15 protein-coding genes are annotated in these 13,082 nt (G+C 46.3%); 10 read left to right on the forward strand and 5 right to left on the reverse strand.

Annotated features, from left to right (window positions below; genetic code table 11):
* Positions 1–11 precede the first annotated feature (11 nt).
* Together NQX30_06085 and NQX30_06090 are read right to left on the reverse strand one after the other, a co-directional pair.
* Positions 12–854 carry a substrate-binding domain-containing protein gene (locus NQX30_06085; protein MDM5147936.1) on the reverse strand — a complete coding sequence of 281 codons (843 nt, stop codon included), beginning with the start codon at positions 852–854 and terminating at the stop codon, positions 12–14.
* Complete coding sequence (locus NQX30_06090; protein MDM5147937.1) at positions 854–2,803, reverse strand: M48 family metallopeptidase; 1,950 nt, start codon at positions 2,801–2,803, stop codon at positions 854–856. The genes NQX30_06085 and NQX30_06090 overlap by 1 nt, the downstream gene beginning before the upstream one ends.
* A 195-nt stretch (positions 2,804–2,998) precedes the next feature.
* Between NQX30_06090 and iscU the strand changes: the two genes are divergently transcribed.
* The 10 genes from iscU to hisH all read left to right on the forward strand — a co-directional run bounded on the left by iscU (position 2,999) and on the right by hisH (position 9,450).
* A complete protein-coding gene (gene iscU, locus NQX30_06095) occupies positions 2,999–3,397 on the forward strand; it encodes a Fe-S cluster assembly scaffold IscU (GenBank protein ID MDM5147938.1) in 399 nt (132 codons plus the stop codon).
* Positions 3,398–3,409: 12 nt separating this feature from the next.
* Entirely contained in the window at positions 3,410–3,736 is a 327-nt protein-coding gene (locus NQX30_06100) for an iron-sulfur cluster assembly accessory protein (GenBank protein MDM5147939.1), read from the forward strand.
* Positions 3,737–3,885: 149 nt separating this feature from the next.
* Positions 3,886–4,395, forward strand: coding sequence for a Fe-S protein assembly co-chaperone HscB (gene hscB, locus NQX30_06105; protein ID MDM5147940.1), 510 nt, complete (start codon positions 3,886–3,888; stop codon positions 4,393–4,395).
* Complete coding sequence (gene hscA / locus NQX30_06110; protein MDM5147941.1) at positions 4,392–6,248, forward strand: Fe-S protein assembly chaperone HscA; 1,857 nt, start codon at positions 4,392–4,394, stop codon at positions 6,246–6,248. Before hscB ends, hscA begins: the two co-directional genes overlap by 4 nt.
* A 39-nt stretch (positions 6,249–6,287) precedes the next feature.
* Positions 6,288–6,626, forward strand: a complete 339-nt coding sequence (gene fdx / locus NQX30_06115; protein MDM5147942.1) for an ISC system 2Fe-2S type ferredoxin — start codon at positions 6,288–6,290, stop codon at positions 6,624–6,626.
* Entirely contained in the window at positions 6,626–6,820 is a 195-nt protein-coding gene (gene iscX / locus NQX30_06120; protein ID MDM5147943.1) for a Fe-S cluster assembly protein IscX, read from the forward strand. Before fdx ends, iscX begins: the two co-directional genes overlap by 1 nt.
* Positions 6,821–6,847: 27 nt before the next feature.
* The gene (locus NQX30_06125) at positions 6,848–7,648 is read left to right on the forward strand and encodes a prepilin peptidase (protein MDM5147944.1); all 801 of its coding nucleotides are present in this window, start codon (positions 6,848–6,850) and stop codon (positions 7,646–7,648) included.
* 13 nt (positions 7,649–7,661) lie between these two features.
* On the forward strand, positions 7,662–8,270 hold the full coding sequence (gene coaE, locus NQX30_06130; protein MDM5147945.1) for a dephospho-CoA kinase: 609 nt from the start codon (positions 7,662–7,664) through the stop codon (positions 8,268–8,270).
* A complete protein-coding gene (gene hisB / locus NQX30_06135) occupies positions 8,267–8,860 on the forward strand; it encodes an imidazoleglycerol-phosphate dehydratase HisB (protein ID MDM5147946.1) in 594 nt (197 codons plus the stop codon). The genes coaE and hisB overlap by 4 nt, the downstream gene beginning before the upstream one ends.
* On the forward strand, positions 8,857–9,450 hold the full coding sequence (gene hisH, locus NQX30_06140; protein ID MDM5147947.1) for an imidazole glycerol phosphate synthase subunit HisH: 594 nt from the start codon (positions 8,857–8,859) through the stop codon (positions 9,448–9,450). Before hisB ends, hisH begins: the two co-directional genes overlap by 4 nt.
* 113 nt (positions 9,451–9,563) lie before the next feature.
* On the opposite strand, the gene NQX30_06145 is transcribed toward hisH, so the two are convergent.
* The 3 genes from NQX30_06145 to trxA all read right to left on the reverse strand — a co-directional run bounded on the left by NQX30_06145 (position 9,564) and on the right by trxA (position 12,965).
* A complete protein-coding gene (locus NQX30_06145; protein MDM5147948.1) occupies positions 9,564–11,090 on the reverse strand; it encodes a hypothetical protein in 1,527 nt (508 codons plus the stop codon).
* Positions 11,091–11,193: 103 nt separating this feature from the next.
* Positions 11,194–12,462, reverse strand: a complete 1,269-nt coding sequence (gene rho, locus NQX30_06150; GenBank protein ID MDM5147949.1) for a transcription termination factor Rho — start codon at positions 12,460–12,462, stop codon at positions 11,194–11,196.
* Positions 12,463–12,629: 167 nt separating this feature from the next.
* Positions 12,630–12,965 (reverse strand): thioredoxin, encoded by a 336-nt coding sequence (trxA, locus tag NQX30_06155; protein MDM5147950.1) that lies wholly within the window; start codon positions 12,963–12,965, stop codon positions 12,630–12,632.
* Between the last annotated feature and the right edge of the window lie 117 nt (positions 12,966–13,082).

A 13,082-nucleotide genomic window follows, 5' to 3' on the forward strand; every position in this document is an offset into this window, starting at 1 on the left:
GCCCAAAGCCGTTAATTGTTAACGCTGGGGACAAACAATTGTTCTCCATGATAACGATATTTACCGATGCGCTGCTGAGTTGCAGGCGCAACCAACCAGTCAGCAAAATGCGACGCTAATTCCACTTGAGTATGCGGGTGCCGTTGTGGATTTACTCGCATAACGCTGTACGGATTGCGTAACAGCGGGAAATTTTCCACTACAATGCGCAAATCAATTTTGTCGCGAAAAGCAAGATAGGTTCCCCTGTCCGAGAGTGTGTAGGCGCGTAATTCGTTGGCTATCAGCAGCACCTGCCCCATGCCAGTACCTGCAGATACGTACCAATCACCTGCAGGAAAAATTGCGAGGTTCTCCCACAACGTGCGTTCTTTTTTGTGAGTTCCAGATTCATCACCACGAGAGATAAAGGAACTTTCTTGTTTCTTTGAAAGCCTGAATAGTGCATCGGCAATATTCAAACCACCAATGTCAGCTGGATCGTGTGGCGGTCCCACAATGACAAAATCGTTGTACATAACGGCACGACGGTCCACACCAAAGCCTTCGGCGATAAAACGTTCTTCATCGTCCGGCGCGTGAGTAAGTAATAAATCCACATCACCGTTTTTTCCTAGTACCAGCGCTTTGCCACTGCCAACAGCAAGCACACGCACTTCGCAATCACATTGCTTTTTAAAATCCGGCAACAAATAGCCTAGCAGCCCTGAATTTTCGGTGCTAGTGGTTACCGCTAACAGTAAAGACCTATCTGCGGCGGCAGTGCTTACTGCCGCCGCACAAAGCAAATAACAAAATAATCGCAACAACAACGAGCGCAGATAAAAAGGCATCTGACCGTTAACAATGAACATTAGCTTAAACTTGCTTCTGATACTGGAGGCAATGGACAGTCCAACAAGGCAGCATAAGCTCGCAATAATTCTCCTTCATCAGAATTAATAACGCCATCATGAGCAGCACAGTTAGCAGCACTTTGCAAAAAACGCGCTTTTTGCTGTGATGGCATCGTGTTCAGTCGTCGCATAGATAAAGATAATTTTTCTGGTGAAAATGCTTCATCGGAAAATCGCAAGTTAAGTCCCTGCTGTGCCGTAGCAAAAGCAGTTGCCGCCGTTTGAGAGTGTCCAGCTTGTGCCAACATGGACAAAGCATAGGTCATTGCCTCTTGCGTAGTCGGCAAAGACTCCTTTTTTACCCTGCCAAAATAATCCTGTAAGTGGTGCAGTAACACCGCCTCTACGCTCCATTCAAACAAATCCACAGCAGCATCAGCAGAGATGAGCGCGAGTACATTGTTGGCAAAGCGCTCATATTGCACCGGCGACATAAGCCGCAAAGCCGGAGGTGTACGCAATAACAAAGGTAGACAAACCGCACGCGAAAGACGTACGATTTCTGGCTCTAAACGCATAGTTAATTTATAAACGCCAGCATCTGCAAAGTTGTGCAGATGTTCGCACTGGGTGCGACGACAGCCTTCATTATTGCGATCTAGCAACATCGCATACACCAGCGCCCGGGTGGAATATGAATCACTCAAAGCAGTTTGCAATATTGGCGAGAGGTTGTCAATCACACAACTAGCAGCAGTTAGTGCTGCAGCATGGGTTTTTCCAGCTTGGGTCGTGAGTTGCGTTGCCTTTTCATTTTTACCAAAAAGCATAGCAAATAAATCCGGCGGTGTTGCTTGTTGTGCTGTGCCTTGCTGGGTTGAGGCGAGATTACTGGAAAAATTAGCGGCAGCAGCATGAGTAGTAATCACATCTGGTGAAGCCACAGGCAGTTTATCCAACCCTGTACCAATAGCAGAAGTGCCATCCCATTGCGGCACAATACGCTGAATACGCTCGTTGAGCGGCGGGTGAGTCGCCATCAGTCCGGAAAACGACATGCCCGCTCCTTTAGCAAAAAACATGTGTGCAACTTCTGCCGCTTTAGGATTTTTGAGCATTCCGCTACGCACGCCAATTTTTTGGAGTGCGCCGCCGATGCCGTCAGGATTGCGGGTAAATTGCACAGCACTAGCGTCAGCTAAAAATTCACGCTGACGGCTAACAGCAGCACGAATCAAGCCACCAAAAAATGCACCGACTGCGCCGATAACAATCAACGCTAATCCTGCCGCTGGAATCGCCATTGCCGCCGCCCCACCCTCTCTGCTTGACGAACGCGACATAGATAGAAAAAACGATGACCGCAACAAAAAATAGCCTAAATATGACAGCAACATGATACCGTGAATTATGCCAATCAGACGCATACTAAGTCGCATATCGCCGTTAATAATGTGACTAAATTCGTGCGCGATAACACCTTGCATTTCATCTCGACTAAAAGTGCTGAGCGCGCCAGCAGTAACACCAATAACCGCATTGCCAGGTTTGGTACCAGCAGCAAAAGCATTGACAGAGGTGTCGGGGATAAGATACACCTGCGGCACCGGACAACCTACTGCCAATGCCATTTCACCAACGATATTAAGTAACCGTCGTTCTTCTGGGTGATCAGTGGAAGGAAGTACTAACCTCCCGCCCATGCTCTGTGCAACAGCTTCGCCGCCACCAGTATTGAGGGCAATAATTTTGTATATGGAACCGATACTCACCAGCGCCAAAACTCCGACGGCAACATCTACCAGTAACGGTTTATCTAACGTCGTCGGCGAAGGTGGCTGCCCTAGCATAAGCCAATGCACACCAGCGTAAAGCAACGTAACAAGCCCCAGCAAAGCGAAAACAAACATCAATACCAGCCAGCTAGTGTTACGTTTAGCTCGATCCTGTGATTCAAAGAAATTCATGAATTTTGTTATTTTACGCCAAATTTTATTTTGCCACCACGAGAAAGTATGGCTTGTCCTATAGCCAAAGGAAGCAAAACTTGCTAAAAACAGCCTGCTTGTTTTTAACTTAATTGTAGATATTTAATGGCATTATTACAGTTATGCGTGTGATACAATAGATTAGATAAAAGTTTCATAAATAGGAGAAACACTATGGCATACAGTCAAAAAGTAATGGATCATTATGAAAACCCGCGTAATGTGGGATCTTTTGGTAAAGACGATAAAAACGTGGGCACTGGTATGGTTGGAGCACCAGCTTGTGGCGATGTAATGAAATTACAAATTAAGGTTAACGAACAAGGCTTGATTGAAGACGCTAAATTCAAAACCTATGGTTGCGGTTCGGCTATTGCTTCATCTTCACTTATCACCGAGTGGGTGCGTGGCAAATCTTTAGACGCTGCCGCCAGCATTAAAAACACCGAAATTGCACAAGAGTTAACCCTACCACCGGTCAAAATTCACTGCTCTATCCTTGCCGAAGACGCCATCAAAGCAGCTGTTGCCGATTACCGCAAAAAGCACCCCGAAACCGCATCTGCTTCATAATTTGCCGCTTACATGGCCATTTCGCTTACCGCCAGTGCAGCTGAGCACGTTCGCCGCTGTCTTGGCGATCGCACCAAACAAGCCGTTGGTATTCGATTGGGTGTCAGATCCTCGGGTTGCTCCGGCTTAGCATACGTAGTGGAATACGCCAATAGTTTACAAGATGGTGACTTAACCTTTGATTCTCACGGCGTAACGGTAGTCACCGACCCCAAATCACTAGTGCACATGGAAGGTATGGAAGTAGATTATGTGCGTGAGGGCTTGCAAGAGGGGTTGAAATTTAACAATCCCAATGTCAAAGACAGTTGCGGTTGCGGGGAAAGTTTTACTACTTAATATCTAAAAGTTAGATTGCCTGTTACGTATCATTACCTTTGATATTTTTAGACAATAAATTTTGACGAATAAAATTAATATTTAATTCAAATATTAAAAAATGTTGCCCGACAGTATCTAAAAAGAAATTATACTTTCTCCAAGCCTATATGATATCGTCCGACGACTTTTTCTCTTGTGATTATTTTTCGCTGTTTGCCTTATCGCAGTCTATAACAGTGGATAATAAACAATTGCAAGAGCGTTACCAATCTCTACAACGCTCCGTGCATCCCGATCGTTTCGCCGCAGCACCAACAGCAGACAAGCGTGCTGCTATGCAGATGGCCAGTCGCGTAAACGAGGCCTACCAAACACTACGCACTCCATTACGTTGTGCTGCTTATTTGCTTTCTTTGCGTGGAATATCGGCGCTGGCCGAAAACAATACTGTTATGCCACCAGATTTTTTAATGCAACAACTGGAATGGCGCGAGGCGCTAGAAGAGGCCGAAAATGATACAGCTGCATTGGCAACGCTGCGGAAAGAGATTGAAACAACAGTAACGACAGTACAATATGATACAACCACTCATTTGGCTAATAATGATAATGAAGCTGCCGCAAACGCCGTGCGTCGCTGGCATTATTTGCAAAAAATGCTGGACGACATAGCATGACAATATTTCAAATTCAGGAGCCAGAAGAGCGCCAGCCCGAAACGATTGAGCGTCGTCTAGCGGTGGGCATTGATTTAGGCACTACCAATTCACTGGTGGCAGTAATCGGTGAAGGCAATATTCCTCAGGTGCTGGATGACGGCGGCGGTGCCATTGTGCCCTCAGTGGTACGCTATGCCGCTGACGGCACTGTAGCAGTGGGACAAGAAGCACTGACGACTTTTATTGATACACCAAAACAAGTAATTGCTTCGGTCAAACGGTTAATGGGTAGAAGCACGGCGGATGTACGCAACAGCTATCAATATGATTATGCCACTGACAAAGACGGTATTGCGCGCATTCAAACTGCCGCTGGAGACAAAACACCGATAGAAATATCAGCGGAAATTTTACGCTGTTTGCGTCGCCGCGCCGAAACAGTATGCGGCGCCAAAGTCGCTGGCGCTGTTATTACAGTGCCGGCGTACTTTGACGACGCTCAACGACAGGCGACCAAAGATGCTGCCCGACTTGCAGGATTAACCGTATACCGGCTGCTAAACGAGCCTACCGCCGCCGCAGTAGCATACGGGTTGGATAACGCCGAAGAAGGCGTATATGTGGTGTACGATTTAGGTGGTGGTACTTTTGATGTGTCGGTATTACGCTTGCAAAAAGGCGTCTTTGAAGTGCTCTCTACTGGGGGCAATACGGCGCTGGGCGGCGATGACTATGACCGCGCGTTGGCAGAATTGGCAGCACATAAAATGGCGCTACCAAAACTAGACGGCAACGATGAGTTACGTTTAGTCGCCGCTGCGCGAACTGCTAAGGAAGAACTATCCGCTGCACCGAAAGTAACATTACGCGCGCAATTATCAGCAAGCGCGGTGCAATGCGAAATAACGGCAGATGAATTTACTGCCGCCACCGAGCCGCTTACCACTGCCACGGTACGCGCATGCCAGGCGGTACTGCGCGATGCCACTCTGTCACCAAAAGAAATAAGCAACGTAGTGCTGGTAGGCGGAGCAACGCGCATGCCAATGATAAAAGCTGCGGTTGCTAATTTTTTTGGGCGCACGCCCTATGACAAACTTAATCCCGATGAAGTCGTAAGTTTAGGCGCAGCAGCGCAGGCAGATGTGCTGGCCGGAAACCGACGTGGTGATGACTGGCTACTGTTGGACATTATTCCACTATCATTAGGGCTAGAAACGATGGGTGGTCTGACAGAAAAAATTATTCGCCGCAACACTGCCGTCCCTATAGAAAAAGCACAAGAATTCACCACCCACCAAGACGGACAAACAGCGATGAAAATTCACGTGGTACAGGGTGAGCGCGAGCTCGTCCGTGACTGTCGATCGTTAGCAACGTTTACCTTGTCGGGTATTCCCCCACTACCTGCGGGTTCGGCGCGAGTGCGAGTTTCATTTCAGGTAGATGCCGACGGATTATTATCGGTTACGGCAGAGGAGCGCGAAACCGGAAAACAATCAAAGGTCACCGTTAAGCCAACGTATGGTTTAGATGAAACCCAAATGTTAAAAATTTTGGAGGATGCATTTTCTCATGCTACCGAAGACGCTAACAGTCGCCGTTTGAGTGAAAAACGGCAGGAAGCAAAAAATTTGTTACGCGCAACGCAAAAAACTTTATCGGACTCTGCTGAATTACTATCTTCCGACGAAAATGCTGCCATCAAAAACGCCATTACCGCCTTGCAGCAAGCTTTGGCCAGCGAAGACGTACAATCCATCTCCAACAATATTAAACGACTAGAAGAAGCGGGTGCCGATTTTGCCTTGCGTCGTATGAATGCAGATATTAAAAAAATATTAACTAACAAAATACCGAATAATATTTGAATTTTTGTCGCAGTTTGGCGCAATGCTAAAATGCGTTGTATGCCCAAAATAACTGTATTACCACATGCTGAATTGTGCCCAAATGGAGCGGAGTTACTTTGCCCTGCTGGCAAGACTATTTGTGATGTGCTGCTTGAGAAGCACATTGATATTGAGCACGCTTGCGAAAAATCCTGTGCCTGCACTACCTGTCATGTAATCGTTCGTAATGGCTATAATTGTTTAAATGAAGCCAGCGAAGAAGAAGAAGATATGCTGGATAAAGCTTGGGGGTTAGAGTCTGAGTCACGATTGTCATGCCAAGCCGTTGTCACCGACATTGATTTAGTAGTGGAAATTCCGAAATATACAATTAATTTAGCTAGGGAAAATAACTAATGAAATGGACAGATACGCTGGATATTGCCATTGCGTTAATTGAAAAACATCCAGATATTGACCCGCTAACCGTGCGCTTTACTGATATGCACCGCTGGATATGTGAACTGGAAGGCTTTGATGATAATCCGGAAGCCTCAAACGAGCGCATTCTAGAAGCCATCCAAATGACGTGGATTAACGAAGCGGACTGAGTTCCCGCATCCCACTGGTTTCCTCCCTTGTACAGCCTTATTATCATTGCCGCCCTATTTGGTTTACTTTGGGGCAGTTTTTTAAATGTAGTAATTTATCGTCTGCCGCGAATGCAAATTTCCGGTATTGTGCGCCGCGGTAAACCGCTCGCCTTTTTAGCATTACCGTTATCTTACTGCCCACACTGCGAAGAGGGGATTAAGCCATATCACAATGTACCGCTCATCAGTTTTCTGTTGTTACTCGGACGCGCAAAATGTTGTGGTGCTCCCATCAGCATTCGTTATCCACTGGTTGAAGCGAGTGGCGCGCTTATAGCCGCCGGTTCTCTTGCGCATTTTGGCTGGAACCTTGACGCATTATTGGCTGGAATATTCTTATCTATACTACTGGTGGCAGCGGTAATTGACCTACAACGCTATTATTTGTTGGATACGCTGACACTACCTTTGCTATGGCTGGGATTACTTGTCAATATTGATTCGCGTTTTACATCGCTAGAGGAAGCGGTACTGGGTGCTACCGGCGGCTATTTACTTATGTTTGGGTTGGCAGCGGCGGCATCTTTTATGCTTAAAAAAACAGCAATGGGAGGCGGTGATTTTAAGTTAATGGCAGCACTTGGCGCCTGGCTTGGTTGGGAAACTTTGTTTGTACTGTTGTTTCTAGCGGCACTTTTCGGGTTGTTGTTAGCCGGAATGCGCTATTTAGCTCGAGGGCGAGCACATCGCATCCCCTTCGGACCAGCACTGGCCTTAGCCGGCGCTGTTATGCTATTTTGGGGCGATAAAATGATCCTTACCTATTTGTCTTATATCGGAGGATAAAGCAGTTTTTTGCGTGGGATTAACCGGCGGCTTAGCAAGTGGCAAAAGCGAGGCAACATCTATTTTTTCCGCACTAGGCGCGACAGTAATAGATGCCGATGAAACCGGTCGTCGCCTAACCACCAACGGCGGTTCAGCCCTGCCGGCTTTGCGCCACACCTTAGGGGCATGGGCTTTTGATAATACCGGCAACTTACGAAGACATGAAGTAAGGCAACGAGTGTTTTCCGACCTCGCTATGCGTACGGCACTACAAAAAACTTTGCATCCACTAATTGAAAAAGATATGCGCCGACAAATGGCTGCGGTGGATAGCAGTTACTATCTAATATTGTCAGTACCCTTGCTTTTTGAAACTGATATGTTTACCGCTGATTGCCATCGTGTCGCGGTGACAGATTGTGAACCTACTACACAAATCGCCCGTGCTTGCCGGCGCGACAAGATTTCCGAATTAGAGGCAAAATCCATTATAGCGACACAATTACCGCGTGGTGAGCGATTAGCACGCGCAGATGATATTATTCACAATGATGCAGACTTGGCTGCGTTACGGCAAGCAGTAGAAAATTGCCATCACCAGTATATAAAAATAGCGCCCAAAGAAAGAATACCAACATGACCGAATTAACTCCCCGCCGCGCTGAAATAAAGCGACACACGGCAGAAACTAAGATAGAAGCATCTTTGTTGCTAGACGGCGACGGCACGTCAGAAATTAGTACCTGTCTGCCGTTTCTGGATCACATGTTGGCACAAACGACACGACACGGGCATTTGAAATTGCAACTGTCTGCCCAAGGTGACTTGCATATTGACGCGCATCACACAGTGGAAGATTGCGGCATTGTATTTGGTGAGGCGCTGTTGCAAGCGCTTGGTAATAAAGCTGGCATCGCCCGTTTTGGTTATGCTTACGCACCACTGGATGAGTCACTAGCACGCGTAGTGGTGGATTTTTCAGGACGCTCATCATTGACATATCAAGTTACGCTAGCTCAAACCGTCGTCGGTGGCATGGAGGCTGATTTGTTGCGTGAATTTTTTCAGGCATTAAGCAACAATGCCAAGCTTACGTTACATGTGGATTTGTTACGCGGTATCAACGCGCACCATCAAGCGGAAAGCGTGTTTAAAGCCTTTGGATTAGCATTACGCATGGCGGTAATGCGCATTGGCAATGAACTACCCAGCACTAAAGGCGTTTTATGATTGCAATTGTGGATTACGGCATGGGCAATTTGTATTCTGTTGAAGCAGGTCTGCGCCGTGCCGGCGCTAGCTCAAAAATGGTACAAACCGCTGCTGATATTGATTCTGCCGACAAAGTGGTGTTTCCCGGAGATGGCCATTTTTTAGCCTGCATGAACGCACTAAACAAACGCGGCTTACGGGACGCAGTGTTACGAGCAGCAGCAAAAAAACCATTTTTCGGAATTTGCGTCGGCATGCAAGTGCTGTATGAAAGTAGTGAAGAGGCGCCTGATACACCTGGGCTAGCCGTATTACCGGGACACATTCGCCACTTACCGGAAGTAGCTGGAAAAATCCCTCACATGGGATGGAACACTGTACAGCATACACGCGCCCACCCTATGCTTAATGGCGTGCCTGAAAATTCACGTTTTTATTTTATTCATTCTTACTATGCCGAACCCAACGCATGCACCATCGGCATCGCTGAATATAGCACCGCCATGACGGCTATTGCCGAACATTGCAATGTGTGGGCAACACAATTCCACCCTGAAAAAAGCGGCCGCTGGGGAGCTCAATTACTAAAAAACTTTGTCGCCGCTTAATCGTTGTCAGCAACTCACAAATATTTAACTCCGTGTTCGGTTAATAATGATATTACTTATGGCTAGCGGGATAATTACCCAAAAGGATAACCACTTACAATCGTACTTTTTGATTATATCTGCCAAGTATGTACTGGCGTACCGCCTTCTTGCAATTGCCAATAAGCTTCGGTCATTTTTCGCATTGTATTTTCGCCATCATTGTTATTAGCGACATAGTGACGTTGCCAAACGCTACCGTTTTGCCCCGTGAGAACTCTAGCCATAATGATTTCATCTAGCCATTTCTTACACTCACCCTCTGACACGCCGCATGAGCGTAGACCACGCCATGCGTATTTAATAATTTCATCTAACATTAGTTGTTTTAGTTTTACCCGCCGCCCTCCCAGCCAGACAATATCCGCATCCATTCCATCACGCGCGGCTTGATAAAAATTGTTCCGCACCATTTCGAATGGTAACTGTTCGTTAACGCTGGCAGCCCCGTCCTTAAAGGCATTTTTAAGATAATGTACCAATCCGACAAACAATGCCATATTAGCCACCATATCAACCACTGTGGGCCCCGAAGACATAGCACGGTGTTCAATACGCAAAAATGGCTTACCTTGATAAAAGCCAGCAACAGGGCGGTTCCATCGCAAAATATCGCGGTTATGTAAAATCAAATGCTTCATTTCCTCGGGCTTATGTTCCCGTACTATTGGCAGTACCGCGCGCATCTTCTGGTGGTTATCAGCAATAAGTTCCAGTATCGTCTTATCCAAATATTGCTCGCCAAAAATATGATCACAACGGCGACCAAAACTCAGCACTTCATCGGGAGCGTCACTAATAAACCGCTCATACATAATCTGCTCGAACAGCGGCACTCGTGTCTCTGCCCACAATTGCCGTCCCATAAGAAACGGTGCATTAGCCCCTACTCCGACTGTAATTGCTGATGCCACTTGTGCGGCATTGTAAACTGCCGCCGATTCATTTTCGTTCACAGTTAAGTGCACCTGTAAAGATGTTGATGCGCCTTCAATACTAAGATTATCGGCATCAAAAACAATACCGTCGCCGTGACCAATATTAATACGGAATGCTTTATTTTTATTCATTTTAGACAACTGTTCTGCCAGTGTACGAAAGTGTAACCGGTCAGTAATCATGTCTTCGCCAAAATGCTCCATCATGAGTGTTGGCAAAATACCAATAGTAATGACCCGCCCACCTGTCAAATCAGCACAGCGAGAAGTGTGTCGATGATTATTTTCTAGAGAATCATAAAACTGTGAGAAGACATCTTCTTCCATTTTTCTGGGATCAATTTCAAATTCGGCATTAAATTTTGCCATTTTGTAGTAACCGTTATCACCAGAAAAATATTCCAGAAAATTCGCCGCCTCCGGAAGTGGCATCCCATTATCATCAATCAAAAAGCTTTCTATCTCACATCCTATCATCGGTGGTACCATTTTTTGATAGCGTTGTGCAGTACCCCAGTGAAGGGCTATTTCTGTTTCATATCGGAGCTTAGCGTCAAAGTCCTCATACTCTTCAGGAGTGAAGGCAGATTGTTTAGGTATATTGCCAGGCAATTTCCCCGATGCGCTCGTGGCGCTAAGTCCTTTTATTTTTAGCTCAGCCATAATATTTACTGCCTGATATTATAATCCACAATCTCGCATCTCGCTATTAGTATATCCAAAATTGCTATTTTGTGATAGTAACGATAGTCTGACTTGGCGCAAGCTAGATGCCACGCTTCATTAAATTGAAAAATTCTTCGTTTGTTTTGGTCTGACGCATACGGTCCAACAAAAACTCGCAAGCTTTATCATCATCCATAGTCGCCAACGCTTTGCGTAATACCCAAACATTTTTGAGAACCTCTGAATCTAATAGTAATTCTTCGCGGCGAGTACTGGAGCGAGCGATTTGCAACGCCGGGTATACCCGCTTTTCAGCAATACGGCGATCCAAATGAATTTCCATATTGCCGGTACCCTTGAACTCTTCATAGATTACCTCATCCATTTTGGATCCAGTTTCTACCAGCGCCGTGGCGATAATGGTGAGCGATCCTCCTTCTTCAATATTGCGCGCGGCGCCAAAAAATCGCTTTGGTCGTTGCAATGCTTGTGCATCCACTCCGCCTGACAGCACTCGTCCGGATGACGGCTGCACCGAGTTATATGCCCGCGCCAGCCGCGTGATGGAATCCAGTAAGATCACCACATCTTTGCGTGCTTCTACCAAACGCTTAGCACGCTCAATTACCATTTCTGCCACCTGTACGTGACGTGTCGCCGCCTCGTCAAAAGTAGAAGAAATTACGTCGCCACGCACGGAGCGAGTCATCTCAGTGACTTCTTCAGGGCGCTCGTCTATTAACAATACAATAAGACAAACATCGGGGTAATTTTCTTCAATTGCCTTAGCAATGTGTTGCAATATCACGGTTTTTCCGCTTTTGGGCGACGCAACCAGCAAACCGCGCTGTCCTTTACCTATAGGAGCAATGATATCAACCATACGTCCGGTAATGTTTTCTTCGGCACGCAAATCACGCTCCAAACGAAAAGGCTCATTTGGAAATAACGGTGTGAGATTTTCAAATAAAATTTTTCGCTGATTGGCGGCATCATTGACGCTAACACCGTTAACAGTATCTGGGTGCAATAATGAAAAATAACGCTCGTTGTCGCGTGGCGTGCGCACCAAACCTGCTACCGAATCGCCACTACTAAGATTCAAACGCCGAATCTGTTGCGGGCTGACATAAATATCTCCCAGTCCAGCAACGTAAGACTGGTCAGCATAACGCAAAAAACCATAACCGTCAGGCAAAGCTTCCAGCGTTCCCTCACCATAAATACGCACACCGTTTTTAGCGCGTAATTTAAGCATGGCAAAAAGCAATTCTTGTTTGCGTAGGCGAGCAGATTTTTCTACACCGGCCTCTTGTGCCATAGTAACTAAATCGCTAATGTGCATGGCGCGCAATTCGCTAAGATGCACCAGTTCTCCTGTTGCTTGATCATTTTTTTGTGCAGCAGCTTCGGCATTACCTGCTTCCAGATGAGCAATTTCACCCGGCATTTTTTTATTAACGTATCGCCGACGCGGATAACGATTTTGATATGGAGGAGGCATAAATTAAAGACGTCAAGCGTCGAATAAAAAAATTAACTAATAGACTCGTCTATAAAAGACAGCAGAACAGGTTTATCGACTACACCCACTTTGGTTCCCGCTACACCACCTTCTTTAAAGAGCAGCAGTGTGGGAATAGCGCGAACGCCAAATTTGGCTGCCATTTCGGTATTTTCATCAACATTGACTTTGACCACTCGCACATCATCGCGCATAGCAGCAATTTCTTCCAGCACCGGAGCAATGGATTTACAAGGTCCGCACCAAGGTGCCCAAAAATCTACCAGCACAGGTGTGGACGCATTGAGCACATCAGCTTCAAAGCTGTCATCGGTCACCTGCGTGACATTAGCGGACGATTCAGTCATAAAAAATCTCCAAAATTATAGGTTTAAGGAGCGCAAAGCGCAAAGGTAGTAGAAATAAAATAGTTAGTAAAAATTCATCTAGATGCGGAAGAACGATTAGAAATCGCCTTAAAAATA

This window comes from Candidatus Persebacteraceae bacterium Df01 (assembly GCA_030386295.1).
Taxonomy (GTDB): domain Bacteria; phylum Pseudomonadota; class Gammaproteobacteria; order Tethybacterales; family Persebacteraceae; genus Doriopsillibacter; species Doriopsillibacter californiensis.

What these genes read in the sequence shown, in the direction of transcription:
- NQX30_06085 (MDM5147936.1), bottom strand. Translation starts at nt 854, where the DNA reads ATGTTCATTGTTAACGGTCAGATGCCTTTTTATCTGCGCTCGTTGTTG.
- NQX30_06090 (MDM5147937.1), bottom strand. Translation starts at nt 2,803, where the DNA reads ATGAATTTCTTTGAATCACAGGATCGAGCTAAACGTAACACTAGCTGG.
- iscU (MDM5147938.1), top strand. Translation starts at nt 2,999, where the DNA reads ATGGCATACAGTCAAAAAGTAATGGATCATTATGAAAACCCGCGTAAT.
- NQX30_06100 (MDM5147939.1), top strand. Translation starts at nt 3,410, where the DNA reads ATGGCCATTTCGCTTACCGCCAGTGCAGCTGAGCACGTTCGCCGCTGT.
- hscB (MDM5147940.1), top strand. Translation starts at nt 3,886, where the DNA reads ATGATATCGTCCGACGACTTTTTCTCTTGTGATTATTTTTCGCTGTTT.
- hscA (MDM5147941.1), top strand. Translation starts at nt 4,392, where the DNA reads ATGACAATATTTCAAATTCAGGAGCCAGAAGAGCGCCAGCCCGAAACG.
- fdx (MDM5147942.1), top strand. Translation starts at nt 6,288, where the DNA reads ATGCCCAAAATAACTGTATTACCACATGCTGAATTGTGCCCAAATGGA.
- iscX (MDM5147943.1), top strand. Translation starts at nt 6,626, where the DNA reads ATGAAATGGACAGATACGCTGGATATTGCCATTGCGTTAATTGAAAAA.
- hisB (MDM5147946.1), top strand. Translation starts at nt 8,267, where the DNA reads ATGACCGAATTAACTCCCCGCCGCGCTGAAATAAAGCGACACACGGCA.
- hisH (MDM5147947.1), top strand. Translation starts at nt 8,857, where the DNA reads ATGATTGCAATTGTGGATTACGGCATGGGCAATTTGTATTCTGTTGAA.
- NQX30_06145 (MDM5147948.1), bottom strand. Translation starts at nt 11,090, where the DNA reads ATGGCTGAGCTAAAAATAAAAGGACTTAGCGCCACGAGCGCATCGGGG.
- trxA (MDM5147950.1), bottom strand. Translation starts at nt 12,965, where the DNA reads ATGACTGAATCGTCCGCTAATGTCACGCAGGTGACCGATGACAGCTTT.